We start from the raw sequence: 25,633 nt of genomic DNA, 5'->3' as shown, positions 1-25,633 counted from the left end.
CCCAGTCCTAGCCAAGTGTGGACCGGCCGACGGCCGGTGTGGAGACCTTTTCTAGAAAATCTTTCCAGTTTCGGCGATCAAGGGGTACGCCATTCCTGGGCGGTGTTGCCGGGCGTACAGGTGTTCATGGTGAGCCGGTTGCCCGCGCCGTTGTCGGTGAGGCACGACTGCCCGAGGTAGTCCTTGATGTAGACGGCTCCCGACACGTTCGTGGTTTCGATGGTGAGGGAGACGACTCCGGCACCGCCGGCGATCAGTTGGATGCCGTCGCCGCCGTAGTAGGACCAGCCGATCGCGGGATCGCCGAGGTTGCAGGCGTGGAACTGGTGCCAGGAGTCGGGGTGCGAGTGCACCCAGCCGAACTCGGTGTGCCCGCCCATGACCACGGGGACGTCCGCCCCGGGACTGTCGCTCGCCAGGCCGACCTTGAGGCCGTCGCCGACGTTGACGATCGAACCCCAGCCGTCGCCGCCGCAGTTCGCCGGCCGGGCCGGGCCGGGGACGGGTTGGTTCACGGGGGAGGAGGAGTGCGTCGGAGCAGGCGAGTTGACGGGGGCTCCGCCACCGCCCGGCGTGCTGCCGCCGTTTCCGGATCCTGAGCCACCTCCTGAGCCTGAGCCTGAGCCGGTTCCGGTGCCTGAGCCACCCGAACCGGTGCCGGTGCCCGAGCCGCCGCCGTTCGTTCCGCCGTTCGCGCCGCCGGTCTGGGGCGGGTTGGGCGCGCCGTTGCCGCCGCCGACGATGACGGTGTAACCCGGTGCGGGCGTGCCGGCGGCCGGGCTCGACGGAGCGGTGCTGCCTCCGGGCGAGTTGGCCGTCGTGGGTGTGCCGCTGCCGCCGTTGCTGCCGGTGGTCGGGCCGGGGACGGAGGCGGAGACCGAGACGGACGGCGAGGAGCCCGCCTTCGCGTCGGCCTGGAAGGGCGCCCGGTCGACCAGCAGGGCCGTCCCGGCGCCGGCCGTGATCACGCACGGGATGATGAGCGGGACGAGCAGGCGCCGCCGCACCCGCTGCGGGCGGGTCTCGGCAGTATCGGCCGCCTGCTCGGCTTTCGAGGCCTTCGGGGCCTTCAAGGTCGTCGCGGGCCGGAGCGGGATGGTCGCGGGTGTTCCCGCGGCGATGGCGCGGGCGGCGGTGGCCATCGCGAGGGCGTCGGGGAAGCGGTGCTCGGGGTCCTTGGCGAGCGCGACGGCGACGAAGTCGCGTACGGGCTGCGGGAAGGTGTCGGGGAGGTCGGGCGCGGGGTCGCGGACGTGCTTGAGGACGACTTCGAGCACCGTCTCGCCGGTGAACGGGACCTGCCCGGTGAGCATTTCGTAGCAGACGACGCCCATCGCGTAGAGGTCGGAGGCGCCGGTGACGAGCTTGCCCTCGGCCTGCTCGGGGGCGACGTACAGGGCGGTGCCGAGTACGGAGTGCGAGGCGGTGATGGTGGTGGCGGCCATCGCGCGGGCGATTCCGAAGTCGGTGACGGTGAGGCGGCCGTCGTCGCGGAGCATCAGGTTGGCGGGCTTGATGTCGCGGTGCACGATGCCCTGGAGGTGGGCGGCGTGCAGGGCTTCGAGGGCCTGCGCGGCGATGTCGAGCACCGTCTCGGCGGGGGCGGGGCCGTTGGCGGTCAGGAAGTCGTTCAGTGGCCGCCCGTCGATGAGCTCCATGACGATGTAGGCGACCCTGGGGCCGTCCTCACCGCTGTTCTCGCCGTAGTCGTGGATGTCGACGATCCCGGGGTGCCGCAGCGCGGCGAGCACGCTCGCCTCGCGGCGGAACCGCCGGGCGAACATCTCGTCGTCGAGCAGCGCCGGGAGCAGCACCTTGACGGCGACCTGCCGCGCCAGCACGCTGTCGTCGGCCTTCCAGACGTCGCCCATGGCGCCGCCGCCGATCCGCTCGCTGAGCGTGTAGCGGCCTCCGAGCACGGTGCCCCGACCCCACATGTCATCCCCCATGTCATGCCCGAATCAGACCGACCGCAGGCCGTCTGGCGGTGCACCAGTCTGCCAGAGGGGTGTCATGGCGCGTACTTCGGCCTCGAAGCACTGCGGGAGCTGGGACTTGACCCGGTGACAGGCCGGGAGCACCGGCGGCCGTTCTGGAACATCTTTCCAGTTCAGCGGAGTGCTGAGGCGGGGTCGCCGCCCCCGCCGGAGGTGGGTGACAGCCCACGGAGAGCCGCCCACCAGACGCTGTGCGGGGCCGCGACGTGCAGGGTGAGCTCCTGGGCGACCGCGGGGGAGAGCCGGGCCACCAGGCGCAGCTCCAGGTGGTTGAGGGCCGCCTGGTGGCGGCCCCATCGGTGCAGGGCGGCGTCCTGGACGAGCAGGGCCGCGACCTCGGCGCAGTGCAGGGCCGGGTCGAGCACGGCGGCGGTGTGGAGGTGCCGCAGGGCGGTGTCCAGGGTGCTCGCGTGCTGGTCGCGCGGGTCCTGCCCGGCGAGGATGGCGAGGGCGAGGCGGTAGTGGGCCACCGCGTCGCGCGGGTGCGCGGCCAGGTGCTGCTGGAGCGCTTCGGTGGCGGCGGTGTAGTCCTGCGCCCGCAGGGCTGCCGTCCCGGTGGTGAGGTGCTGCACGGCGGTATCGGTATCCATCGACCTGGTCCCCCCGACCTTGTCACGGATCAGTGCCGCCGGATCGGGATTCGTCCGGCGGTCGGTTGAATTAACCCGCCAACTGCCCTCCGGTGCAAGTCGCCTGGCGAGAGCGGAGAGCACGTCTCCGTAACGGGTGCGGCGGGGCGAACCCTGCCGGGCGCGGCACTAGACCCGGACGACCTGGAAGGCCTCCGCGAGCCGGCCGGGCGGCAGGCCGCCGTCGCTGGCGTGCTCGGCCTGCCAGCTGCGCAGCAGGGCCGCGAGGTCGTCCAGGTGGGCGGTCTGCGAGGTGTGCTGGCCGAGGGCGGCGAGCTTGCGGGGGAACTGCTCGGTGACGTCCACCCAGTGGTTGGGGGTCGGGCCGGTCATCAGCCAGAGCTCGGGGACCTCCCAGATCTCCAGCCCCTCCTCCTTGAGCAGGGTGGGGTGGGCGAAGGGGTTGCGGGCGTCGGGGTAGACGGCGCGCAGGGCGGCCTCGCCGGCGGCGCGGTGGTCGGGGTGGAGGTCGGGCATCCGGCCCCAGTTGATCTCGGGGCTGGGGAAGATCATCACCTGCGGGCGGGTCTGCCGGATGACCCGGGCCAGATCCCGGCGGAGGTCCATGCAGGGTTCGAGCCGGCCGTCGGGGTAGGAGAGGAACCTGACATCGTCCACGCCGCATATCTTCGCGGCCATCCGCTGCTCGGCGCGGCGCAGCGGCGAGATGGTCTGGCGGGGGAGGGCCTTGTCGAAGCCGCCGTTGTCGCCGTCGGTGAGGACGCAGTAGACGACCTCGGTGCCCTGGTCGGTCCACTGGAGCACCGTCCCGGCGGCGCAGAACTCGATGTCGTCGGGGTGGGCGGTCACCACGAGTACCCGCTCCGGGCGCTCGGTCGCGGCGAGGCCCGGTGCGTGCGGCGGGGTGGCGGGCGTCATGGGATGTCCTCTCGGGGGTGGTTCGGCACTGCCCGGCCAGCATCACGCGGGCGCGGGAGTGGTCACAACCGGTGACGAAGGCGGGTGCGCGCCATGGCGACGGTGCGCCAACTCCTGGACCGGAAAAATATCATGCCTGTAAAGTAATTTGGCCAGACCAAAACTTGACGGAGTGTCCGGAGCGGGGCCAGAGCGGCGGCCGACGGGCCGTTTCCGGGAGGTGGCGTCCCCACGCCAAGGCGCGCATGCGCCTGCTCCCGGCCGGGTGCGAGCTGCTCCGGGCTGGCAGCATGGCTGGGGCGAAGCGAGCAGACCCGGGCCGGCCCGCCCTGCGGACTTCGTCACCTTCGGTAGCGCCCCGGCCCCGGCGGCCGGCCCCAGCGCGACGACCGGCTCTTCCACCACGACCCCAGGTGAGTGCGCCAGACCCCACTCGCACCCTGCACCGCCACGAGAAGGAGGTCCCACCCGTGACCGCCGCAGCATGGATCACCGCGACCCCGCCCACCCCCAACGGAGAACTCCACGTCGGCCACCTCGCCGGGCCCTACGTCGCGGCCGACGTACTGCGCCGCTTCCTGCGGGCCGACGGCGAGCCCTGCCGCCTCACCTCCGGCCTCGACGACCACGACAGCGTCGTCGAGCTGTGCGCCCTCACCCAGGGCCGCAAGGCCGAGGAGGTCGCCGACGGCTACGGCGAGGCCATCACCGTCGACTGGCGCCGGGCCGGGGTCGAGTTCGACCAGGTCGTCCACCCCCGGGCCGAGCCGGGCCACCTGGCCCAGGTCGGCGCGCTCTTCCGGGAGTTGCACGCCGAGGGCGTGATCGTGCCGCGCAGCCGCCTGCTGCCCCACTGCGCGCCCTGCGACCGCCTGCTGCACGGCGCGTACGTGCGCGGTGGCTGCCCCTCCTGCGGGGCGCCCGCGCAGGGCAACCTCTGCCGCTCCTGCGCCCGGCCCAACGACTGCGGCGACCTGCTCGACCCGCACTGCGTGCTCTGCGGCACCCCTGCCGGGCTGCGCCAGTGCCGCCGCCTCTACCTGCCGCTGGAGAACTTCCGCAAGGAGCTGACGGAGTACTGGGCGAGCGTGCCGATGCCGCCCCGGCTCGCCGTGCTCTGCGACCGCCTCCGCCACGACGGGCTGCCCGAGGCCGCCGTCAGCCACCCCGCCGACTGGGGCGTCGAGGTGCCCGTCGAGGGCTTCGCCGACCAGCGGATCGACCCCCGCTTCGAGCTCGCCGCCGGACGGCTGCGCCAGCAGGAGGACGGTGGACTCGCCGCCGGGCCGGTGGAGTTCTTCGGCTTCGACCGGGCGTACGTGCACCTCGCGCTGATCCCGGCCGTGCTGCTCGCGCGCGGCGCGGCGCTGCCCACCGGCTTCCAGGTCAACGAGCAGTATCGGCTGGACGGCCGCCGCTTCTCCACCGGCGCCCGGCACGCTGTCTGGGCCCTGGACGCGCTCACCGAGGCGGGCTCCGACACGCTGCGCCGGCATGTCCTCTCGGACCGCCCCGACGGCCGCCCGGCCGACTTCCGCCCCGCCGAGCTGGACGCCACCCGCGAGCACCTGCACGCGAGTTGGAACCGCTGGCTGACCGGCCTGTTCAGCGCGCTGCGGGAGGACTGCGACGGCCTGCGGCCGCAGGAGCCGGCCGGTGGCGCGGGCTGGGAGCAGCTCTGTGAACGGCTCGACCGGGCGGTGCAGGACCTGCGCTGCGCGTACGGGCCGGCGGGCTTCGCGCCCCGGCGGGCGGTTGCGCTGCTGGACGAAGTCGTGCGGCTGGCGCAGGACTTCCACGCCGTCAACGCCCACGAGCGGGACCGGCCCAGCGGCGCCTCCCGCTACCGTGCGGCGCTCACCGCCGAGTTGGCGATCGCCTCGGCGCTGACCGCCTGGGCCTGGCCGGTGATGCCCGAGGGCGCGGCCCGGCTGGCCGAGGCGCTCGGGCTGACCCCGGGCGGCCCGGTCTCGGCGGCCGCCCTGACACCGCCGCCGCCCGGCACCCGGCTGGTGCCGCCCACCGGCCCGGTGTTCGGGTTCTGAGACCGGCCCCGCACCACCCCCGCTGTTCCACGTCGGGCGCCCGCTGCCACGGCAGCCGGCGCCCGACGGGCTGTCCCCGTACGTGACCGATCTGCCCCGACGAGCACGAGGAGCGTGTCCAGGTGAGGAACCTGACTGTCCAACCGACGTACGTGTCGTCCCTGCCCGGCGTGAACCGGCCCGCTCCGGCCAGGCCCTCGCTGAGCCGGGGCGGCGCGCGGGTCCGGCGGGTGGCGATGCTGAGCGTGCACACCTCCCCGCTGCACCAGCCGGGCACCGGCGACGCGGGCGGGATGAACGTCTACGTCCTGGAGCTGGCCCGCAGACTGGCCTGCCTCGGCACCGAGGTGGACGTGTTCACCCGCCGCACCTCGCTGGAGCTGCCCGAGGTGGTGGAGGCGGCCCCCGGCGTGCGGGTGCGGCACGTGGCCGCCGGACCGCCGGGCCCGCTCGCCAAGGAACGGCTGCCCGCCCTGCTGCCCGCATTCGCGGAACAGGTGGTCCGGGCCGGGCGGGAGGACGGCCGGGGACGCTACGACGTCGTCCACTCGCACTACTGGCTCTCCGGCCAGGCCGGGCGGGAGATCGCCCAGCGCTGGGACGTGCCGCTGGTGCACACCATGCACACCATGGCGAAGGTCAAGAACGCCGCGCTGGCCGAGGGCGACACCCCCGAGCCGCTGATCCGGGTGCTCGGTGAGATGGGCCTGGCCGACACCGCCGACCGGCTGATCGCCAACACGGCCGCCGAGCAGGGCGAGTTGGTACGCCACTACGGCGCGCAGACCGAGCGGACGGCCGTCGTGCACCCGGGCGTCTGCCTGGACAACTTCCGTCCGCTGGACGGCCGCGCCGCCGCCCGCCGCCGCCTCGGCCTCCCGGCCGGTGCTCTGGTGGTGCTCTTCGCCGGGCGGATACAGCCGCTCAAGGCGCCCGACGTGCTGCTGCACGCCGTCGCCGAACTGCTGCGGCTGCGGCCCGGGTTGCGGGGGCGGCTGTTGGTGCCGGTGATCGGCGGGCTGAGCGGCGCGGGCGCGGCGTACCCCGATCGGTGCCGGCGGCTGGCGGAGGAGCTCGGCGTGGCCGACAGTGTCAGCTTCCGCCCGCCGGTCCGCCAGGCGGACCTGGCCGACTGGTACCGTGCGGCGGACGTGCTCACGGTGCCCTCGCACAGCGAGTCCTTCGGGCTGGTCGCGCTGGAGGCGCAGGCCTGCGGAACTCCCGTGCTGGCGGCGGCGGTCGGCGGTCTCCCGGTGGCCGTCCGGGACGGTGTGACGGGGCTGATGGTGCAGGGTCACGACCCGGCCGCGTACGCGCGCGCGCTCTGTCGGTTCGCCGACGACCCGCGCTGGGTCGGGCAGTTGGGCCTGGCGGCCGTCCGCCACGCCGCAGGCTTCGGCTGGGAGGCCTGCGCCCGCGCCACCGAGCGGGTCTACGCCGAGACCCGGACAGCCCGTTGGGCCGCGCGGCACCTGGTGGGCGCAGCCGCTTCGTAGACTGTGTCAACTCCCCTTCCGCTGGCACATCCACGCCATGGCCGGGGGGCGACGGGCCAGGTGCTGGAGATCGGCCCCGGCGCGGGCAAGGATCGGAGCAGCGCCCGGTACCGACGGCACGAGGCCGGGCACCGCGACCTCCTGGAGGAAGAGCATGCCTGCGTCCCCGTGCGCCAGCCCCGCCCACTCGCCCGCTGCGGGCGACATCCTGTGGCCCCCGCCCGCGCCGCCCGTGCCGTCCAAGGGCTGACCGGCGCCTCCGTGCACCCGCCCGTCCCGTACCGCACCCTCGGAGGACCAGCGTGACGACAGCTGTACGACCCACCCCCACCACCGCCCGGCGGACGACCCCCCACGGTCGGCGCCACGGCCACCCCGTGCTCCGGCAGAGCGCACCGCCGCAGCCCCCGGCCGACGGCGGCCAGGCCCTGGCGGGCGGCCCCGGCTGCGCCCTCCCGCCGCTGCACATCCTCGCCTTCGACCCGCAGGACCTGCCGCCGGGCCGCCGCTCCGGCATCCCGGCGGCCGATCTCGCCGAGCACCACGCCCAGCTCGCCACCCTGCGCCGCGCGGCGGCCGCGGGCGACGCCCGGCTGTTCGGCGTCACCTCGACGGCGGCGACGTTGCTGCTCGTCCGGCACCGCCCCCGGCCGGTGGTGGACCGCCTGCTGACCCGGCTGGAGATCTGGGGTTCGCTGGGCCTCCAGTCCGAGCAGGACAGCTCACTGCTCGGGCTGCTCTACACCCCCGACGCGCCCAACCTGGAGCGCCGGGTGGAGAAGTCCCGCGCGGGCCTGGCCCGGCTGGGCATCAACCGAACCTGGCGGTTCGACGCCGGGGCGCTGTAGCGGCCTCAGGACAGGGGGCCTCAGGCCAGGGCGGTCGGCTGCTTGCGGCAGTCGGGGCACTCGCCGTGGAAGACGATCTCGGTCTCGGCCGTCAGCCAGCCGCGCAGGCCCTTCTTCGGCGGCTCGGGCACGGCGGTCACCACGTTGGCGACCCGGCCGCAGCGGCTGCACAGGGCGTGCTGGTGCGGCTCCCCGGCGAGCTCGAAGACGGCAGGACGGCCGGGGCGTTCGAACTTGCGGACGAGTCCGGTCTCCATGAAGTGCCGCAGCATCTCGTACACCGCCTGGCTGGTCAGTGTCCCCAGCCGGACCCGGGCGAGCTCGGTGATCGACTCGACGTCGAGGTGCTCGCCGGAGGTGAGGATCTGCAGGACCTCCATCCGGGGCCCGGTGACCCGCAGACCCACGTCACGGAGCCGCTGCACGACTGCGTCGCGCTCCGTGGCCACACTCCCGCGCTCCATCAAACCGCCAACTGCTTCGGACGAACGGCCAAAGTCTTTGGCCGAGGTCAAGTTTACGCACCTGGCCGCCCGAGCAGGGGCGACCGCCTCAGTCGAGCCAGCCGAGCTTTGCGGCGCGGACGCCGGCCTCGAAGCGGCTGGTGGTGCCCAGCTCCTGCATCACCTCGGCGAGCACCCGGCTGAGGGTCCGTAGGGAGATGCCGAGCGAGCGGGCGATCCGCTCGTCCTTCATGCCGGCGCCCAGCATCCGGATCGCGGCGTGCTGCTGCTCCGTCAGGCGGTGGCCGCCCCGGCGCTGCTCGGTGTCCCGGCCGAAGACGGCCGAGGTGTGCCAGCAGTACTCGTACAGCGCGAGGTAGGACCGCACCAGGGCCGGGCCCCGGGCCAGCAGGGCGCCGGCCTGGGGCCGCTCGGGGTCGATCGGCAGGAGGGCGAACCGGCGGTCGCTGAGGATCATGTTGAGCGGCACGACGGGGGAGAGCCGCACCTCGACGCCGAGTTCGGTCTGCTGGGCGAAGAAGTCGGCGAGGGCCGGGACGGCGGCGAAGCGCTGCTGGTAGATCGCCCGGACGTGGGCGCCCGAGCCGACCAGGCGGCGGTCGCGCTCCAGGGCCTCGTGCAGGAACTCGCCGGTCGGCAGGGCGCCGGGGTGCATCGAGGCGATCTCGTGCTTGACGGTGTCGGAGAGGTCCTCCAGCGCCTGCGAGATCCGCCGGGGGCTGGTCAGCAGCTCGACCTCGATCTCGGCGTTGGTGGCGCCGCCGCCGCGCATGTAGCGGCCGGCGAGGTCCTCGATCGCGGTGTAGCGCTCCTCCGCGCGCTGCTGGCGGGCGCGCATGTCCTGCTGCTCGTAGGAGAGCATCCGCAGCAGGGCGATCTCGGGGTCGACCACGGCGATGGTGGTCGGTTCGTCGTCGGGGCCGGGCTCGGCGATCAGGCCGAGCTGGAGCAGCTCGACCCAGCAGCTCTGGGCGTCCTGGTCGGTCATCCCGAGGTCGGCGGTGAGTTCCCCGAAGTTGCAGGCCCCACGGGTGCGCAGCTCCTGGTAGAGCTCCAGGGCCTGTTCGGACGAGTTGCCGTTGGCCGTCCTGGACACCCCGAACACCGTCCCCCATGAATTGTCCACGCACTTCCGGCCCCGACCTTTTCACATTCGGGCGGTCGGACCAGGGCGGACGCCGGTGATGTGAGCTGGATCACGTCCGTTTCGCGGTGGTACGGGGGGATTCAGCGGCGGCGGCAGAGCAGGAAGACGCTCTCCGTCCGGGCGTCCAGCGGGTGGCTGTCCCGCAGGCCGATCCGGAAGCCCGCCGCGCGCAGCTCGGCGCAGAGCCGCTCCGGGTCGACGATCCACTTGCGGGTGGCGTGCACCCGCCGCAGGCCGCCGCCGGAGCCGTTCGGGCGGGTGAAGTACGTGATCTCCTCGCGATCAGCCTCGGCGTCGAAGTGCTGACGGGCGATCACCATGTCGTCGGCGGCGCCGTACCGGGGCACCCGGAAGACCCAGTTGCGGGTCGGGTCGGCCGTGAGCCCGGCGGGTCTGTGCACGGTGTAGTCGAGGGCCAGCGTGCCGCCGGGGTGGAGATGGGCGGCGATCTCGGCGAGCAGGGCGGGCCGGGCCGCCGGGCGGACGGCGGAGATCATCGCCCCGGCCAGCATCACGAAGCCGTAGCTGCTGCGGAGTTGGAGCCCCTCCAGCTCGGCGCGGGTGGCGGTCACCGAGTCCCGGGCAAGCGGTCCGCTGCGCAGTGCCCAGGAGCGCAGGCGGCCCAGACAGGACTCGTCGCGGTCCACCGCCTCGACCTGGAAGCCGTGGTGGGCGAACGGCACCGCCAGTCGGCCGGCCCCGCAGCCGAGGTCGAGCACCGGCCCGCCGGTGGCCCGTGCGGCCCGCAGGTACCCGAGGATGTCCGCGCTGTGCGGGCTGAGCAGGAAGTCCTGCAGCCAGCCGGTCTCCTGGTGGGCGGGGGCGACGGACTCCAGGCCGGGCAGCCAGTCGGGCGCACGGTACTCGGGTGCGCGGTACCCGGGCGCGGCGCGGTTGTGCGCGGGGTGGTTGTGCGCTGGGTGTCGGCGGTCCTCGGGCAGGGCGGACGGGACTGCCCCGGACAGGCTGATGGCGGCCATGGCTCCTCCAGGTGTACTCGGAACACCTGGAATCCTTGCCGCCGCGCCCCGGCGGCAGCCAGCGGACGGCGGGGCGGCCACCTGCGATGGCGTGCGGACGCCACCTGACATACTGCCGAACCCGCAGGTGGGAGGGGGTTTCCGGGCCGACCGGCGGAAGGCCGGACGGTCGTACCCCGTCAGGTCCGCGACACTGTGTCAGGTCGATGTCAGGTCGCGCGGCAGCGGGCCGGGGAGGGTCAGACCGCCCGGTGCAGGCGCAGCACGGCCGGGCCGCCGTCCTCGTCGGTGGTCGCGGCGGCCGGTACGGTCTCGGGGGTGAAGCCCTGGCCGGCGTAGAAGGGATACATCGGGTCCTCCGGGCCGTAGACGGCGACCCACTGCTCGGCTGCGCCGCGCTCGCGCTGCTGCCGGGTGACGGCGTCGATCAGCGCGGCGCCGACCTCCTTGTGGTCGGGGCTGGTGCAGAGGGTATAGACCTCTCCCGATCCGACGGTGGTGATGCCGCCCGCGCCGGCGCCTGCGAGTTCACCCTCCGTACGGGCGATTAGCCAGCCGAGCCAGCCGTCGCCCGCGCCGGTCGCGCCTATCTCGGCGGAAATGCGCTCCACCGCGCAGTAACGGGCGATCAGCCGCTCCGTGCGGTACCCGCCGAGGAACTCGGCGTAGTTCTCCCGCCAGGCCCGTGCGAGGAGCATGGAGATCTCTGCTGCCTCGGCCGCGACGGCGGGCCGCAGTTCCAGCATGTCGTCCATCACACATCCCTTGTATTTCGACGCCTGGGCTCTGCGGGCCGCTCGGGTGGCGCCGGGCCGTCGGGAGTCAGTAAAGCGAGTATATTCACCCGGATCAAGATCGACGTGAGAACCGCGATATTTCGATTCCGACTGTTGCCAGTGCCATCGGCCGTGGTCGGAAATGGCGTGCTTTGCGTTTCGCCGGTGTTGCCCTATGTTGCCGCACCGCGAAATTACTAAGGAATATGGTAGATGGATCTGCCGCTATTCCGGCCGGTGCACGCCAAAGGGGCGCGGTACCCCGCGCCCCTTGAGTCGTGCCCTTTGACCGTGCGTAGGCTGGCCCGTGCGTAGGCGGTCCAGTCGGTGCCGTCACCCGGCCTGGTTGTCGGGCAGCGCGGCGAAGCTGCGCAGCCGCAGGCTGTTGGAGACCACGAAGACCGAGGAGAAGGCCATCGCGGCCCCCGCGATCATCGGGTTGAGCAGCCCGGCGGCGGCCAGCGGCAGGGCCGCCACGTTGTAGGCGAAGGCCCAGAACAGGTTGCTCTTGATGGTCGAGAGCGTCTTGCGGGAGAGCCGGATGGCGTCGGCGGCGACCCGCAGGTCACCCCGGACGAGCGTCAGGTCGGCGGCCTCGATCGCCGCGTCCGTGCCGGTGCCCATCGCCAGGCCGAGATCGGCCTGGGCCAGCGCCGCCGCGTCGTTGACGCCGTCGCCGACCATCGCGACCCGGCGGCCCTCGGCCTGCAGCCGCCTGACCACGTCGACCTTGTCGGCGGGCAGCACCTCGGCGATGACCTCCTCGATGCCGACCTCGTCGGCCACCGTCCGGGCCACGGCCGCGTTGTCACCCGTCAGCAGCACCGGCGTGAGCCCCAGGCTGCGCAGCTGCCGGATGGCGGCGGCGGAGGTCGGCTTGACCACGTCCGAGACCACCAGCACCCCGCGCGCCTTCCCGTCCCAGCCGACCGCGACGGCGGTGCGCCCGGCCGCCTCGGCGGCGGCCTTCGCGGCCGTCAGATCAGCGTCCAGCGGCTGGCTCCACTCCTCCAACAACCTTGTGCGGCCGACGAGTACGGCGTGCGTGACGCCCCCCTCGCCCATGACCACGCCCTGCACGCCGAGGCCCTCGACATTGCTGAAGCCGTCCACCTTGGGCAGCTCCCCGACCCGCTGGGTGGCGCCCTTGGCGATCGCCTGGGCGATCGGGTGCTCGGAGGCGTCCTCCAGCGCACCGGCGAGGCGCAGGATCTGCTCCTCGCTCTCCCCGGTCGCCGCGACGACCTCGACCAGCGACATCTGGCCGGTCGTCACCGTGCCGGTCTTGTCCAGCACCACGGTGTCGATGCCCTGGCTCGACTCCAGCACCTCGGGCCCCTTGATCAGGATGCCCAGCTGCGCACCGCGCCCGGTGCCGACCATCAGTGCGGTCGGCGTGGCCAGCCCGAGGGCGCAGGGGCAGGCGATGATCAGGACGGCGACGGCCGCCGTGAACGCCGCGCTGATGCCCGCGCCGGTGCCCAGCCAGAAGCCGAGGGTCGCCACGGCGAGCGCGATGACTACGGGTACGAAGATCCCCGAGACCTTGTCGGCGAGCCGCTGCACCTCCGCCTTGCCGTTCTGCGCGTCCTCCACCAGCCGTGCCATCTGGGCGAGTTGGGTGTCCGAACCGACCCGGGTGGCCCGTACCAGCAGCCGCCCGCCCGCGTTGACCGTCGCCCCGGTGACGCTGTCGCCCGGCGAGACCTCGACCGGCACCGACTCGCCCGTCAGCATGCTCGCGTCGATCGCCGAGGTGCCCTCGGTGATCACCCCGTCGGTCGCGACCTTCTCGCCGGGCCGCACCACGAAGACGTCGCCGACGCTCAACTGCCCGACCGGCACCCGCTCCTCGCGCCCGTCCCGCAGGACGGCCACGTCCTTGGAGCCGAGCTCCAGCAGTGCCCGCAGCGCGGAGCCGGCCTTCCGCTTCGAGCGCACCTCGAAGTACCGCCCGGCCAGGATGAAGGTGGTGACGCCCGCCGCCGCCTCCAGGTAGATGTTGCCCGCGCCGTCGCTGCGCCCGATGGTCAGCTCGAAGGGGTGCCGCATGCCCGGCGTCCCCGCCGTGCCGAGGAAGAGCGCGTACAGCGACCAGCCCATCGCGGCCAGCGTGCCGACCGAGATCAGGGTGTCCATGGTCGCCGCGCCGTGCCGCAGGTTCTTCCAGGCGGCCCGGTGGAACGGCCAGGCCCCGTACGTGACGACGGGCGCGGCCAGGGTGAGCGAGAGCCACTGCCAGTACTCGAACTGGAGCGCCGGGACCATCGCCAGCAGGATCACCGGGACGGACAGCACGATCGAGGTGACCAGCCGCTCGCGCAGCGTCCTGGTCGGGTCCTCGCCCGGACCGTCCGCCGCCGTCTCGGCGGGGGCGCCGTCGGCGGCCGGGGGCGGCGGCAGGAAGGCCTGGTAGCCGATCTTCTCCACCTCGGCGACGAGGTCCGCCGGCGCGACCGTGCCGGCGTAGCTGACCTTGGCCTTCTCGGTGGCGTAGTTGACGGTGGCGGTGACGCCCTCCATCTTGTTCAGCCGCTTCTCGATCCGGGCCGCGCAGGAGGCGCAGGTCATCCCGGCGATCTCCAGCTCGATCTGCTCGCCGCTCGTCCGGTCGGGCAGGGTGGTGTCCTGGGTAGCGGAGCTCATCGCCCCTCCTCACAAGGTGTGGTGGTCGGCTCGGTCAGTGGTGGTGGGCGGTCTCGGACGCCGCCGGGGCCGGGCCGGTCGGCTCGACCGCATGGGCGGTGAAGGAGGCGGTGTGCACGGTGTCGCCGTGCTTGAAGTCCATGAACAGCCGGTAGTCGCCGCCGCTCGGCACGGTCGCGTAGAAGGTGATGCCGGGGCCGGACGGGGTGTGGCCGTCACCGGGAGCGCCCTCGGGGTGCACGTGCAGGTAGGCGAGGTCGCCGTCGCGCAGCGCGACCAGGTGCCCGTACGCGGCGAGGTAGGGCTGGAGGTCGGTGACGGGCTTGCCGTCCTGGCTGACCGTGAGGGTCAGCTTCGATGTCCGCCCGGCCTCCAGCTTGCCGTCCAAGGTGACGGTGTATCCGTTGATTTCCGACACGGTCGAGGCGACCGGGAGAGGCGCGGGCCGGTAGTCACCGGCGGCCGAGAGGTCGGCGCCGAGGGTCATCGCCTTGTCGGCGCCGGCCGGTTCGAAGTCGGTGAACATCCGGTACTGGCCCGGGGTCGGCAGCGTCAGCGGGAAGTGCCAGGTGCCGTCCGCGTCCCTGGTCGGGTGCACGTGCTGGAAGTCGGTGAGGTCCCGGCGGACCACGATCAGGTGCAGGTCCTTGTCGTGGGTCGGGGTGAAGCCGGTGACGGGCTTGCCGTCCGGGCCGTGGATGACGAAGGCGAGATCCTGCGGCTGCCCGGCCGTGAAGCTGCGGGTGACGGGTTCGAGGGTGTAGCCGTGCTGGGAGATCATCAGTCCTCCTGGGACGTCCTCGCTGGTGGGAGCGTTGCCGGCCGGCTCGTCATGGCCGGCGTGGTCGGCCTGGCCCGGCTGGTCGGCCATCTGCATCGCGGCGTGTGCGGCAGGCCGGGCCGTGCCGCCGACCGGGCCGACGGCGTGGCCGATGCCGGCCGCCCCGCCGAGCACGACGGCAAGGCCCAGGGCGAAGGTGGCGAGTTTGGCAGGGGTGTTCAAGGCGGGCTCTCCTCGGTTCTCGGTCCGGCGCGGCTTCTCGGTCCGACGCTGTTTCTCGGTCCGGCGCTGGGTGGGCTTCAGGAACGCAGCAGGCGGGCTATCGCGGCGGAGGCCTCTCTGAGCTTGGCGTCCGCCACCGGGCCGCCGGCCGAGGCGGCCTCCGCGATGCAGTGGTTCATGTGCTCGTCCAGCAGGCCCAGCGCGACGGCCTGCAGCGCCTTCGTGGTCGCCGAGACCTGGGTGAGGATGTCGATGCAGTAGGTGTCGCTCTCGACCATCCGCTGGAGGCCGCGGATCTGTCCTTCGACGCGGCGCAGGCGCTTGGTGTAGTCGCCCTTGGAACCGATGTAGCCGGCCATGCCGTGGCCTCCGATCTTCTCGGCTGATCTCTCGGCGTATGGGTAGAACGTACCCCTGGGGGGTATCAATCGCAAGTACCCCCCAGGGGTTTAGGTCACCGACTTGTGAAGCCGTGCCGAGCCCGTGGATCGAGTGCTATGTTCCTTCGCAGATACCTGGCAGATACCCCCAACCGGTATGGAGTACCTGATGTCTTCTCCCGGCGCACCCGCCAACTCCCGTAACAGGGCCGCGCTCTGGCTCATCGCTGCGGCCCAGTTCATGGTCATCATGGACACCTCGATCATCGGCGTGGCCCTGCCGAAGATGCAGGGTGACCTCGGCTTCACCCAGGGCAACCTCTCCTGGGTCTTCAACGCGTACGTCGTCGCCTTCGGCGGGCTGCTGCTGCTCGGCGGCCGCCTCTCCGACCTCTTCGGCGCCCGCAAGCTCTTCAGCACCGGCTGGGCGATCCTCGCCGTCGGCTCGCTGACCGCCGGTCTCGCCGGGAACGTCACCGTCGAGCTGGTCGGCCGCGCCGTCCAGGGCGCCGGCGCCGCGCTGATCGCGCCCGCCGCGCTGACCCTGCTGATGATGCTCTTCGGGCACGACCCCAAGGAGCTGACCCGCGCCTTCGCCCTGTACGGCGCGGCGGCCCCGGCCGGCGGCACCGCCGGTGTCTTCCTCGGCGGCGCGATCACCGAGTACATCAGCTGGCCCTGGGTCTTCTACATCAACATCCCGGTCGCCGTGATCGCGCTGCTCGCCACGCCCAAGGTGATGCCCGCCGCAGGCCGCCGCAGCGGCCGGGTCGACGTGATCGGCGCGCTCACCGTGACGCTCGGCCTGGCCGCCGCCGTGTACGCCATCGTCCGCGCGCCCGAGGCGGGCTGGGCGTCGGCGCAGACGCTGCTGGTGCTCGCGGCCGCCGTGCTGCTGCTGGTCGTGTTCGTCGCCATCCAGTCCAAGCGGGACGAGCCGCTGATGCGCCTCGCGATCTTCCGCGCGCCGAACCTCGCCGGGGCCAACGTCGCCCAGCTGCTGCTGGCCGGAGCCTGGATCCCGATGTGGTTCTTCCTCAACCTCTACCTCCAGCAGGTGCTCGGCCTCGGCGCCTTCCCGTCCGGCGCGGCGCTGCTGCCGATGACCGTCGCCATCATGCTCATCATGATCACCACGGCGCCGAAGCTGATCGCGAAGTTCGGGCCCAAGCCGCTGATCGTCGCAGGCCTGTTCATCCTCGCCGCCGGGCTCTTCTGGCTCTCCTTCGCCCGCCCCGACGGCAACTTCTGGGTCGACGTGCTGCCCGCCTCGCTGGTCGCCGCGATCGGCATGGCCGTCGCCTTCATCCCCTCCCTCGGCACCGCCATCTCCAGCGCCCGCCCCGAGGAGGGCGGCCTCGCCTCCGGCATCGTCAACACCAGCTACCAGGTCGGCTCCGCGCTCGGCCTCGCCGCGATGACGGCCGTCGCCGCCTCCTACGGCGCGGACAAGCTCGGTGACACCGGCTCGCTCACCGAGGGCTTCTCCGCCGCGTTCGTCGGCGCGGCGGCCATCGCCGTGGTCGGCGGACTGCTCGCCGCCGTCATGCTGCGCACTCCGAAGCCGACGGCCGCCGAGGTCGACGCGGCCTCCGAGCCCGCGACAGTCTGACGCGACCGGCCGGACAGGGGCGCGGGGAACCTGCGCGAGATCGGAAGCGACCGCCCGGTGCCTTCCGTCTTCGCGCAGCTCCCCGCGCCCCTGGTGGTGCACCGGCATCCCCCGGCTAGGGTGGCCCGGGACGGAAGGAGTGGGGGAGTGCGAGGTTTCGGGCAGTTGGAGGCCGAGATCATGGAGCGGCTCTGGGCGTGGGGGCGCCCGGCGAGTGTCCGGGAAGTCGTCGACGACCTCAACCGCACCCGGCCGGTGGCGTACACCACGGTCAACACCGTCGCGGACATCCTCTACACCAAGGGGTGGCTGCGGCGGCACAAGGAGGGGCGGGCCTGGATCTACCAGCCCACCCGCTCGCGCGAGGCCCACAGCGCCGACCTGATGCGCGAGGCGCTCGGCGAGAGTGGCGACGAGCAGGCCGCGCTGCTGCTCTTCGTCGAGAGCATCGACGACGACCAGGCCCGGGTGCTGCGCGCGCTGCTGGACCGGGGGCGGCCGGAGTGAGCGTCCCGCTGCTCCTGCTGGCCTTCGTGCTCGCCGTCGGCTGGGTGCTGCCGGGCCGGCTCGCCGCCACCCGGTGGGCGGCCCGCGCACCCCGGGCCGCGATCGCCAGCTGGGCGGCGCTGATCGCCGCCTGTGCGGTGGGCGTCGCGATGGCGGTGCACTGGGCCGTGACACCCGAGCATCACGGCGAGGCCCCGATGAGCTGGCTGCTGCGGCCGGGCGCCGCGAGCGAAGGCTTGACCGGCCACGGCGAGGCACTGGCGCTCGGGCTGGCCGCGCTGGCCGTCCCGGGTGTCGTGGTGGCGGCCGGCTGGCAGCGTGCGGCGCGGGCCCGAACCCGGCACCGGGAGGCGCTGGAGCTGGTCGCGCGACCCGGCGGCGACGGCTGGTGGGTGCTCGAGGGTGACCGCCCGGCGGCCTGGTGCGTGCCGGGCCGGGGCGGACGGGTCGTGCTGACCCGGGCGGCGGCGGAGCAGCTCTCGCCCGAGCGCCGGGCGGCCGTGCTCGCCCACGAGCGTGCCCATCTGGCCGGGCGCCACCACCTGTTGACGGTGGGCGCCACGGCGCTCGGCCGCGCCCTGCCCTGGCTCCCGGCGGCGAAGGCGGCCGCAGCCCAGGTGCCGCTGCTGGTGGAGATGGCGGCGGACGACGTCGCGCTGCGCCGCTGCGAGCCGAGGCTGCTGGCGGAGGCGCTCTGCGTGGTGGCGGCCGGCCGGGCGCCGGTGGGCGGGCTGGGTGCGGGCGGGCACGCGGTGGTGGCGCGGGTGCAGCGGCTGCTGGCGCCGGGGCGCGGGCTGCCGGTGGCGGCCCGGGGGTTGTGGTGGGTGCTGGCGGTGCTGCTCCCGGCGGTGCCGGTGCTGGTGGGCTGCGGGCCGTAGGACGGGGATTCGCCCGGGGTGGGTGTGCTTTCCGGCGATTCATCTACTAAGTTAATTGGAAGATGGCTCGCCGTCGCTCACAGCCGCACCCTGCTCACACCTGCCCCCTGCCCGAAGGAGCCCGCCCGATGGGAAACCGCCGAAAGCCGAGCCCGCCCGGCCGGGCCCGGCTCGCCGTGGTGACGGTCGCCGTCGCGGGTGGCGGCCTGCTCGCCCCGGCCGCCGCGCAGGCCGAGCCGACCCCCTCGCCGGCCGAGGTCAAGGCCCAGGTCGAGCAGCTCAACGAGCAGGCCGAGGCCTCGATCGAGCAGTACAACGGCCTCCAGGAGAAGCAGCAGCAACTCCAGGGAGAAGCAGGCCGGTTGCAGGACAGAGTGGCGCGCGGGCAGGACGAGATCAACCAGATCCGGACCCGCCTGGGCAGCCTGGCGGCGGAGCAGTACCGCACCGGCGGCCTCGACCCGACCCTGCGGCTGATGCTGACGGCCGACCCGGCCGCCTACCTCGGCGGCGCGGCCCTGCAGAGCCTGGCGGCCGGCTCCCAGGCCGACGCACTGCGCGAACTCGCCGCCCAGCAGCGCCGCCTGGACCAGCAGCGCTCGGAGGCTGCCGAGGCGCTGGCACAGCTGGAGAGCGGCAACACCCGGCTGGCCGCTGAGAAGCAGGGCATCCAGGCCCGGCTCGCCGAGGCCAACGCCCTGCTCGGCCGCCTCTCCGCCGCCGACCGGGCCAAGGTCAACGCCCAGGACGCCGAGGCCCGTTCGTCCCGCTCGGCCACCCGGGAGACGTACACCGGTCCGGCGACCGGCCGCGCGGCGAGTGTGCTCCAGTTCGCCTACGCCCAGCTGGGCAAGCCCTACCGGTGGGGCGCGACCGGTCCGGACTCGTACGACTGCTCCGGCCTGACCGGCGCCGCCTGGCGGGCCGGCGGCGTCGGCCTGCCCCGGGTGTCGCAGGACCAGTGGAACGCCGGGCGGCATGTCGCGCGGGCCGATCTCCAGCCGGGCGACCTAGTGTTCTTCTTCGGAGACCTGCACCACGTCGGCATCTACATCGGTGACGGCCGGATGATCCACGCCCCGCGCACCGGGAAGAACATCGAGATCACCCCGATCGCGTACATGCCGTACATGGGCGCCGTCCGGCCCTGACCGTGCGCGTCGGGCCCGCGCCGCGCCCGTGCCGACTGGTAGATGTGTCAGGGCCCGCCCGACAGCGCCGAGGAGGCCGCCGCCGATGCACGCCGTACTGCATGCACTCTCCATCACCGGGTCGATGACCTGGGAGATCACCTGGGCCCTGGTGCTCGGATTCGTGCTGTCGGCCGTCGTACAGGCCGTCGTGCGCCGGTCCACCGTCGTCCGGCTGCTCGGCGACGACCGGCCCCGGACGCTGGCGATCGCCTCGGCCCTCGGCGCCGCGTCCTCCTCCTGCTCGTACGCGGCCGTGGCACTCGCCCGCTCGCTCTTCCGCAAGGGCGCCGACTTCACCGCTGCGATGGCCTTCGAGATCGCCTCCACCAATCTGGTGGTCGAACTCGGCGTGATCCTGGCCCTGTTGATGGGCTGGCAGTTCACGGCGGCGGAGTTCGTCGGCGGGCCGGTGATGATCGTGGTGCTGGCGGTGCTGTTCCGCCTCCTGCTGCGCGGGCCCCTGCTGCGGCGGGCCCGCGAGCAGGCCGAGCGCGGTCTCGCCGGGTCGATGGAGGGCCACGCGGCGATGGACATGTCGGTGCAGCGGCAGGGCTCGTTCGCCCGGCGGCTGTTCTCGGGCGAGGGCTTCACCTCCGTCGCCCACGTCTTCGTGATGGAGTGGGCCGCGATCCTGCGCGATCTGGTGGTCGGTCTGCTGATCGCCGGGGCGATCGCCGCCTGGGTGCCGGACACCTTCTGGCAGGCCTTCTTCTTCGCCGACCACCCGCTGGCCGCCAAGATCTGGGGCCCGCTGATCGGGCCGCTGGTCGCCGTCGCCTCCTTCGTCTGCTCGATCGGCAACGTGCCGCTGGCGGTGGTGCTCTGGAAGGGCGGCATCAGCTTCGGCGGGGTGGTGGCGTTCATCTTCGCCGACCTGCTGATCCTGCCGATCCTCAACATCTACCGGAAGTACTACGGCCTGCGGATGGCCGCCTTCCTGCTCGGCACCTTCTACCTCGCGATGGTGGTCGCCGGGTACGTGGTGGAGTTCGCCTTCGGCGGCCTCGGCCTGATCCCGGACCAGGCCGACGCGAAGATCCCGACGGAGGGGGTGACGTGGAACTACACCAGTTGGCTCAACATCGCCTTCCTGCTGCTCGCCGCCACCCTGGTGTGGCGCTTCCTGCGGACCGGCGGCCGGGAGATGCTCCGGATGATGGGCGGCTCACCGGAGGCCGACGCTGCGCACGACGCGCACGGCGGTCACCACAGCACCGGCAGCTCCTCCACGCCGTAGACGAGCTGCTGCTCACGGAAGCGCAACTCTTCGACCGGGACGGCCAGTTCGATGCCCGGCAGCCGCCGGAGCAGGGTCTCCAGGGCGATCTGGATCTCGACGTGCGCGAGCCGGTGACCGAGACAGCGGTGGGCGCCGAAGCCGAAGGCGAGGTGCTGGGCGGCGCCCCGGCCGAGGTCGAGATCGTCGGGGGAGGGGAAGGCGGCGGCGTCGCGGTTGGCGGTCGGGAGCATGCAGAGCACGCCCTCCCCGGCACTGATCCGGCGCCCGCCCAGGGTGGTGTCCTCGGTGGCCACCCGGGAGATGCCGCTGTGCGCGACGGAGAGGTAGCGCAGCAGTTCGTCGGTGGCCTGCTTCGTCAACTCCGGCTCGCGCCGCAGCCGCTGCCACTGGTCGGGGTTGCGGAGCAGCGCGAGCACCGAGAGGGCGATCATGTTGGCGGTGGTCTCGTAGCCGGCGAGCAGCAGCAGCTGGCCGATCCCGGCGATCTCCGGCCGGCTCAGCTCGCCCTCGGCGGCGAGCCGCCCGATCAGCCCGGTCTCCGGGCCGACGGCCCCCGCCAGCTCCTCCAGATATCCGAGAAGTTCCTCTGCCGCCCGGCGCTGGTCGCCGAACCGGCCGCCGTGGTCGACCAGCAGCCGGGCCCGTTCGTCGAAGAAGGCGTGGTCCTCGTACGGGACGCCGAGCGCCAGGCAGATCACCCGGGACGGGATCGGCAGGGCGTACTCGGCGACCAGATCGGCGGGGCCCGGTCTGCTCGCCATCCGGTCCGCCAACTCCTCTGCGGTGCACCGGATCTGCGGCCGCAGCGCCTCCACCCGGGCGGTCCGGAAGTCGGCCGAGATCAGCCGTTGCAGCCGGGTGTGGCCGCCCGCGTCCAGCCCGTGCAGGGCCGGGTTGTGGATCATCAGCGCCTTGTAGCCGGCGGTGGGGAAGGGGAAGCCCGGCCGGTGCGGGTCGGCGCTGAACCGCTGGTCGCCGAGCACCGTCCGGACGTCCCGGTACCCGGTGACCAGCCAGGGGTACGAACCGTCCCAGAGGGTGACCCGGCCCACCGGCACCGCCGCGTAGTCGGGCGGCGGGGCGAGCGGGCACTTGCCCCGCAGCGCAGGGAAGGCGGGGAGGGCCGTCCGGGCGGCGGGGGAGGTCAGCGGCGCCGGGGTGGCGTGATTGGCGGTGCCGCTACTGGCGGTGGCGCGACTGGCGGTCAGCGGGATCACTCTCCTGGCGTGGGTGGTGGGTCGGACAGGCCTCGGACCTCCGCCCGCATCGGCCCGTCCGGGCACATGACCACACCGAAGAACGTGCTGCTGGGCAGCTCTCGGTAGAGCAGCCCGTAGGAAGGAAGCAGCAGTTCGAGCAGTGCCACCATCTCGCGGAAGGAGAACTGCTGGCCGAGGCAGGCTCGGGCGCCGAGCCCGAAGGGGTAGAAGCTCCCCTGGCGGGTCGGGCGGCGGCCCGGCTCGATGAACCTCCAGGGGTCGAACTGCTCCGGCGCGGGCCAGAGTTCCGGATCACGATGGGTCAGGTACGGGCAGACCAGCACGTGGCTGCCCGCCTCGACGTGAAAGCCGTCGAGGGTGTCGTCCACTGCCGCGTGGCGCGGGATCAGCCAGACCGCCGGGTGCAGCCGGAGGGTCTCGTTGATCAACGCGTTGATCATCTCGCGGCGCTCGGTCTCCGACCCGGAGCGACACACGGCCACTGCGCGCGTCCGCACCTCGGGGTTCTGTTCGAGTCGGAGGAAGAGCCAGGCCAGCGTCTTCGCGGTGGTCTCGTGACCCGCCACCAGCAGGTTGACCAGCTCGTCGCGGATCAGCCGGTCGGTGTACTCGGGCCTGGTCCTGGCCGCCTCCAGCAGCAGGTGCAGCAGCCCGGTCTGCTCCGGAGCCAGCCCGTCACGGCTCTGCTCGCGCGCGGTGGTGATCGCCCGAGCGCAGGTGGCGTCGATCTGGGCCAGGGCCTGCTCCACCCTCGCCGAGTCGGCCGGCGCGGTCGCGGTGAGGGCCGACAGAGTGGCCACCACGACGTTGATGTTGTCGAGCTCGTGGTGCGTCCGCTCATCGAGGGGCAGGCCGGTGAGCGTCCGCCAGATCGTGTCGAGGGCGAAGAACTGCATGTCACCGGCGACGTCGGTCGCCTCGCCCGTGCGGGCCAGCTCCGCCCAGCGGCGCTCGGTGCGCCGGGCCGCGTCGGCGATCCGCTGCTCCCAGCGGCGGAGCCCGATCTGGGTGAACTGGCTCTGCAGCAGCTTCCGTTGCTGCCGCCAGGGCTCCCCGGCGGCGGAGATCACCCCGTCGCCGAGCAGCACCCCGGCGCGGTGCGACTGCTTGACGTACCCGTCGTTGTGCTGGCCCAGCACGTGCTGCACCTGCTCCGGCCCGGTCACCAGCACGGTACGCCGGGGGCCGAGGGTGAAGGCGCTCAGCGGCCCGAGTTCGCGGGCCCGGGTGAGCAGTTCGACCAACGGGCCGCCGCTCGCCTGCCACTCGGCGACCACCTCGGGGGGCAGCTCCGGCAGGGCGGTGGGCCCCTGCGGTGGGCTCGGCGGGCGCTGTCCGGCGAGGCGGTCGGCTGCCGTGGTCATAGGGGTCTCCCCAGGTAGGCCCCGGTCCGCGCCTCGACATGGCGTGACAGGGCGATGACGTGACTCACCGGATTCTATTCGATACGGTGAGCAACAGGTGATCTTCCCTGGCTCGGTGACCAACTGCCGGGTGGCAGTGACAACGGAGGTAGCGGGTGGGCGGGATGCCCGAGGAGACGGTCGACTACGTGGACGAGGACGACCGCCTGGTCGGCGCCGGGCCGCGCGGAGGGGCCGCCGAGCTCGGCCTGTACTACCGGGTGTCCGCGACCGTCTGCCACGACCCGCAGGGCCGCGTGCTGGCCTACCGGCGGCGGCCCGACGCGGCCGTCTACCCGGGCCACCACGACGTGCTGATCGGCGGCTCCGTCCGCGCGGGGGAGACGTACCGGGAGGCAGCCTCCCGGGAGTTGGCGGAGGAGCTCGGGATCGACGTCGCACCGGGCGAGGTGTTCCGCGCCCGGCACGACTCCCCGGCGGGCCCCTGCTGGCTCGCCGTGCACCGGGTCGAACTCACCGGCGAGCCGCTCCGACCCGACCCGGCCGAGATCGCCTGGTGCGGGTACCTGCCGGTGGCCGGGGTGCTGGCGGGGGAGCTCCGGCCGTTCGTGCCCGCCGGGCGGCGGGCACTTGAGCGGCTGACCCGCAGAGACGGTCGGTAGCAGTACCCGGGGGGAGGCGCGCGCCGGACGGTCCGCGCCGTCAGCGGCCGATTCGCGCAAGCCCCGCGCCCTGTGGGCGGGGGGCCGGCCCCACGTACGTCCCACGGAAGGCACCGATGCTCACCACCCTGCTGCTGCCCGCCCCCCGCGCCACCCGGGAGGGCACCGCCGCGCTGCGCTGCCGCGACCGGCTGGCCCGGCGGGTCGCCGAACGCGTCGGGCCCGACGGGCTGCTGGACGCACCCTGCGAGAGCCGGGTGCTGGAGTCGGCGCTCCTGCTGCACCTGCTCACGGTCGAGGAGGGCCCGGCCGCCGCCCGCGACGGGCTGGTGCGGTATCTGAAGACCACCCTCGACGTCAGCCCGCCGGACGCGATCCAGACCGCCGCCGCCCGTGCCGCGCTGGGGGAGGCCGTCCCCGGCGACCGCTACGCCGTCGCGGCACTGGCCTCCTTCGACCACTTCACTGCCGCCCGCAAGCGGGTGATGTTCGAGACGCTGCTGGCCGAGCTCGGCGCCGCCGACTTCCGGCCCGTGCCGCCCGAGGCCTTCCGGGTGGACGGGCAACAGAGCTGGCTCCGGCTGGAGATGGCCGCACTCAAGGTGATGTCCGCCCACGGAAACGGCCACCCGGAGGCCGTCCGCGCCGAGGACTGGGCGGCCCTCGAACCCGCGCTCGGCCCCGGCCGGGTCTGGGAGGCCAACCACCTCGCCCGGCTGATCGGGCTGATCGCGCTGCGCAGGTGCCCGGGGTACCGCCCGGCCGTCCGCCGGGCGCTCGCCCGGGTCACCGCCGATCTCCGGCCGGACGGCGGGCTGCCGTTCATCACCGGGATGGACGTCTTCGCCACCGCCATCGGCGGGTTGGCGTTGGCGGGCACCACCCGCCCGGCCCGGCTGCTCGCGGAGATGGCCGAAGCGCTGGCCGCCCAGCAGCACCCGGACGGCGGCTTCGGCTTCACCCGGGGCGTGGCGCAGAGCGACGTGGACGACACCTCGTACGCCGTCGAGTTCCTGCGGCACGGTGTGCACCCCGGCTCGGGCCGGGTGGTCGCGGCGGCCGAGAACTACCTGCTGGCCCAGCGCAATCCGGACGGCGGCTTCCCCACCTTCGCCCGTGGCACGCAGTCCGAGATCGCGATGACGGCCGCCGCGGTCAACGCCCTCGCGCCGAACCCGGCCCACCGGGAGGTGGTCGGCCGGGCGGTGCGGTTCATCGCCGGGCACCAGCAGCCGCAGGGCGCGTCGGCACTGCTGGAGCGGAGTTGGAGCCGCAACGTCAGCAACGCGGTCTTCCGGACGGTGCTGGCCTGTGACGCCGCACCGGCCGGCATGGACGGGCTCAAGCAGCACCTGCTGGCCCAGCTCGTCCTCGGGCAGGGCGGCGACGGCGGCTGGGGCCACCAGCCGGGCGACCCGAGCGACCCGATCAGCACGGCGTACGCGGTGATCGCGCTGAGCCGCAGCCCCCGGTATGCCGAGCGGATGAACCGTGCACTCGGCTATCTGATGAACTGCCAGCAGCCGGACGGCGGTTACCGCAGCAGGCCGGACCAGGCCGGGCCGCGCCCGCTGCTGTACGACGCCCCGGCGCTGGCCGACGTCTGCGTCCTGCTGGCGTTCGCGCACGCGATCGGGCCCCGCGACTGAGTGTTGCTCCGGTGCCGC

22 protein-coding genes are annotated in these 25,633 nt (G+C 73.3%); 10 read left to right on the top strand and 12 right to left on the bottom strand.

Annotated elements, in window-relative coordinates; translation table 11 throughout:
* Nucleotides 1-77: 77 nt before the first annotated feature.
* The 3 genes from ACR68M_RS05935 to ACR68M_RS05925 form a co-directional block, all read right to left on the bottom strand.
* Nucleotides 78-1,937 carry a protein kinase domain-containing protein gene (locus ACR68M_RS05935; RefSeq protein WP_441249363.1) on the bottom strand — a complete coding sequence of 620 codons (1,860 nt, stop codon included), beginning with the start codon at nt 1,935-1,937 and terminating at the stop codon, nt 78-80.
* A gap of 173 nt (nt 1,938-2,110) precedes the next feature.
* Entirely contained in the window at nt 2,111-2,587 is a 477-nt protein-coding gene (locus ACR68M_RS05930; protein WP_441249362.1) for a hypothetical protein, read from the bottom strand.
* A 168-nt stretch (nt 2,588-2,755) separates the two neighbouring features.
* Nucleotides 2,756-3,505 carry a PIG-L deacetylase family protein gene (locus ACR68M_RS05925; RefSeq protein ID WP_441249361.1) on the bottom strand — a complete coding sequence of 250 codons (750 nt, stop codon included), beginning with the start codon at nt 3,503-3,505 and terminating at the stop codon, nt 2,756-2,758.
* A gap of 470 nt (nt 3,506-3,975) precedes the next feature.
* On the opposite strand from ACR68M_RS05925, the gene ACR68M_RS05920 reads away from it, so the two are divergent.
* From ACR68M_RS05920 to ACR68M_RS05910, 3 genes are all read left to right on the top strand, one after another.
* Nucleotides 3,976-5,550 (top strand): class I tRNA ligase family protein, encoded by a 1,575-nt coding sequence (locus ACR68M_RS05920; protein ID WP_441249360.1) that lies wholly within the window; start codon nt 3,976-3,978, stop codon nt 5,548-5,550.
* 131 nt (nt 5,551-5,681) lie between these two features.
* Nucleotides 5,682-7,046: a D-inositol-3-phosphate glycosyltransferase gene (gene mshA / locus ACR68M_RS05915; protein WP_441251517.1), complete on the top strand. Its 1,365-nt coding sequence runs from the start codon at nt 5,682-5,684 to the stop codon at nt 7,044-7,046.
* Nucleotides 7,047-7,348: 302 nt separating this feature from the next.
* A complete protein-coding gene (locus tag ACR68M_RS05910) occupies nt 7,349-7,894 on the top strand; it encodes a hypothetical protein (protein ID WP_441249359.1) in 546 nt (181 codons plus the stop codon).
* A gap of 20 nt (nt 7,895-7,914) precedes the next feature.
* Here the strand turns inward: ACR68M_RS05910 and ACR68M_RS05905 are convergent, their stop codons facing one another.
* The 7 genes from ACR68M_RS05905 to ACR68M_RS05875 form a co-directional block, all read right to left on the bottom strand.
* A complete protein-coding gene (locus ACR68M_RS05905) occupies nt 7,915-8,343 on the bottom strand; it encodes a Fur family transcriptional regulator (RefSeq protein WP_441249358.1) in 429 nt (142 codons plus the stop codon).
* Nucleotides 8,344-8,446: 103 nt separating this feature from the next.
* Complete coding sequence (locus ACR68M_RS05900) at nt 8,447-9,454, bottom strand: LuxR C-terminal-related transcriptional regulator (RefSeq protein ID WP_441249357.1); 1,008 nt, start codon at nt 9,452-9,454, stop codon at nt 8,447-8,449.
* A 131-nt stretch (nt 9,455-9,585) separates the two neighbouring features.
* Entirely contained in the window at nt 9,586-10,485 is a 900-nt protein-coding gene (locus tag ACR68M_RS05895) for a class I SAM-dependent methyltransferase (RefSeq protein WP_441249356.1), read from the bottom strand.
* 239 nt (nt 10,486-10,724) lie between these two features.
* On the bottom strand, nt 10,725-11,240 hold the full coding sequence (locus ACR68M_RS05890) for a GNAT family N-acetyltransferase (protein ID WP_441249355.1): 516 nt from the start codon (nt 11,238-11,240) through the stop codon (nt 10,725-10,727).
* Nucleotides 11,241-11,594: 354 nt separating this feature from the next.
* Nucleotides 11,595-13,907 carry a heavy metal translocating P-type ATPase gene (locus tag ACR68M_RS05885; RefSeq protein WP_441249354.1) on the bottom strand — a complete coding sequence of 771 codons (2,313 nt, stop codon included), beginning with the start codon at nt 13,905-13,907 and terminating at the stop codon, nt 11,595-11,597.
* Between the two features lie 34 nt (nt 13,908-13,941).
* Complete coding sequence (locus ACR68M_RS05880; RefSeq protein ID WP_441249353.1) at nt 13,942-14,910, bottom strand: hypothetical protein; 969 nt, start codon at nt 14,908-14,910, stop codon at nt 13,942-13,944.
* Nucleotides 14,911-14,987: 77 nt separating this feature from the next.
* On the bottom strand, nt 14,988-15,269 hold the full coding sequence (locus ACR68M_RS05875; protein WP_441249352.1) for a metal-sensitive transcriptional regulator: 282 nt from the start codon (nt 15,267-15,269) through the stop codon (nt 14,988-14,990).
* 190 nt (nt 15,270-15,459) lie between these two features.
* On the opposite strand from ACR68M_RS05875, the gene ACR68M_RS05870 reads away from it, so the two are divergent.
* The 5 genes from ACR68M_RS05870 to ACR68M_RS05850 all read left to right on the top strand — a co-directional run bounded on the left by ACR68M_RS05870 (nt 15,460) and on the right by ACR68M_RS05850 (nt 20,717).
* Entirely contained in the window at nt 15,460-16,902 is a 1,443-nt protein-coding gene (locus ACR68M_RS05870) for an MFS transporter (protein WP_441249351.1), read from the top strand.
* Between the two features lie 147 nt (nt 16,903-17,049).
* Nucleotides 17,050-17,409 carry a BlaI/MecI/CopY family transcriptional regulator gene (locus ACR68M_RS05865; RefSeq protein ID WP_441249350.1) on the top strand — a complete coding sequence of 120 codons (360 nt, stop codon included), beginning with the start codon at nt 17,050-17,052 and terminating at the stop codon, nt 17,407-17,409.
* On the top strand, nt 17,406-18,287 hold the full coding sequence (locus tag ACR68M_RS05860; protein WP_441249349.1) for a M56 family metallopeptidase: 882 nt from the start codon (nt 17,406-17,408) through the stop codon (nt 18,285-18,287). The genes ACR68M_RS05865 and ACR68M_RS05860 overlap by 4 nt, the downstream gene beginning before the upstream one ends.
* A gap of 128 nt (nt 18,288-18,415) precedes the next feature.
* Complete coding sequence (locus ACR68M_RS05855) at nt 18,416-19,438, top strand: NlpC/P60 family protein (RefSeq protein WP_441249348.1); 1,023 nt, start codon at nt 18,416-18,418, stop codon at nt 19,436-19,438.
* 85 nt (nt 19,439-19,523) lie between these two features.
* Nucleotides 19,524-20,717: a permease gene (locus ACR68M_RS05850; protein ID WP_441249347.1), complete on the top strand. Its 1,194-nt coding sequence runs from the start codon at nt 19,524-19,526 to the stop codon at nt 20,715-20,717.
* On the opposite strand, the gene ACR68M_RS05845 is transcribed toward ACR68M_RS05850, so the two are convergent.
* A complete protein-coding gene (locus ACR68M_RS05845) occupies nt 20,684-21,937 on the bottom strand; it encodes a cytochrome P450 (protein ID WP_441249346.1) in 1,254 nt (417 codons plus the stop codon). The genes ACR68M_RS05850 and ACR68M_RS05845 overlap by 34 nt on opposite strands.
* Nucleotides 21,934-23,304 carry a cytochrome P450 gene (locus ACR68M_RS05840; protein ID WP_441249345.1) on the bottom strand — a complete coding sequence of 457 codons (1,371 nt, stop codon included), beginning with the start codon at nt 23,302-23,304 and terminating at the stop codon, nt 21,934-21,936. Before ACR68M_RS05840 ends, ACR68M_RS05845 begins: the two co-directional genes overlap by 4 nt.
* A gap of 164 nt (nt 23,305-23,468) precedes the next feature.
* Between ACR68M_RS05840 and ACR68M_RS05835 the strand changes: the two genes are divergently transcribed.
* Both ACR68M_RS05835 and ACR68M_RS05830 read left to right on the top strand, forming a co-directional pair.
* Nucleotides 23,469-23,966: an NUDIX domain-containing protein gene (locus ACR68M_RS05835; protein WP_441249344.1), complete on the top strand. Its 498-nt coding sequence runs from the start codon at nt 23,469-23,471 to the stop codon at nt 23,964-23,966.
* 116 nt (nt 23,967-24,082) lie between these two features.
* Nucleotides 24,083-25,615, top strand: coding sequence for a prenyltransferase/squalene oxidase repeat-containing protein (locus tag ACR68M_RS05830; RefSeq protein ID WP_441249343.1), 1,533 nt, complete (start codon nt 24,083-24,085; stop codon nt 25,613-25,615).
* Nucleotides 25,616-25,633 lie beyond the last annotated feature (18 nt).

The sequence above is a fragment of the Kitasatospora sp. McL0602 genome, from assembly GCF_052076145.1.
Classification (GTDB): Bacteria; Actinomycetota; Actinomycetes; order Streptomycetales; family Streptomycetaceae; genus Kitasatospora.
The sequence above is the reverse complement of the archived record's forward strand: the minus strand, read 5'-3'. Positions and strand labels throughout refer to the sequence as shown.

Coding starts and splice junctions, on each gene's coding strand:
- ACR68M_RS05875 (WP_441249352.1), bottom strand. CDS start 15,269: ATGGCCGGCTACATCGGTTCCAAGGGCGACTACACCAAGCGCCTGCGC.
- ACR68M_RS05930 (WP_441249362.1), bottom strand. CDS start 2,587: ATGGATACCGATACCGCCGTGCAGCACCTCACCACCGGGACGGCAGCC.
- ACR68M_RS05925 (WP_441249361.1), bottom strand. CDS start 3,505: ATGACGCCCGCCACCCCGCCGCACGCACCGGGCCTCGCCGCGACCGAG.
- ACR68M_RS05840 (WP_441249345.1), bottom strand. CDS start 23,304: ATGACCACGGCAGCCGACCGCCTCGCCGGACAGCGCCCGCCGAGCCCA.
- ACR68M_RS05885 (WP_441249354.1), bottom strand. CDS start 13,907: ATGAGCTCCGCTACCCAGGACACCACCCTGCCCGACCGGACGAGCGGC.
- ACR68M_RS05890 (WP_441249355.1), bottom strand. CDS start 11,240: ATGGACGACATGCTGGAACTGCGGCCCGCCGTCGCGGCCGAGGCAGCA.
- ACR68M_RS05835 (WP_441249344.1), top strand. CDS start 23,469: ATGCCCGAGGAGACGGTCGACTACGTGGACGAGGACGACCGCCTGGTC.
- ACR68M_RS05935 (WP_441249363.1), bottom strand. CDS start 1,937: ATGTGGGGTCGGGGCACCGTGCTCGGAGGCCGCTACACGCTCAGCGAG.
- ACR68M_RS05855 (WP_441249348.1), top strand. CDS start 18,416: ATGGGAAACCGCCGAAAGCCGAGCCCGCCCGGCCGGGCCCGGCTCGCC.
- ACR68M_RS05850 (WP_441249347.1), top strand. CDS start 19,524: ATGCACGCCGTACTGCATGCACTCTCCATCACCGGGTCGATGACCTGG.
- ACR68M_RS05895 (WP_441249356.1), bottom strand. CDS start 10,485: ATGGCCGCCATCAGCCTGTCCGGGGCAGTCCCGTCCGCCCTGCCCGAG.
- ACR68M_RS05870 (WP_441249351.1), top strand. CDS start 15,460: ATGTCTTCTCCCGGCGCACCCGCCAACTCCCGTAACAGGGCCGCGCTC.
- ACR68M_RS05830 (WP_441249343.1), top strand. CDS start 24,083: ATGCTCACCACCCTGCTGCTGCCCGCCCCCCGCGCCACCCGGGAGGGC.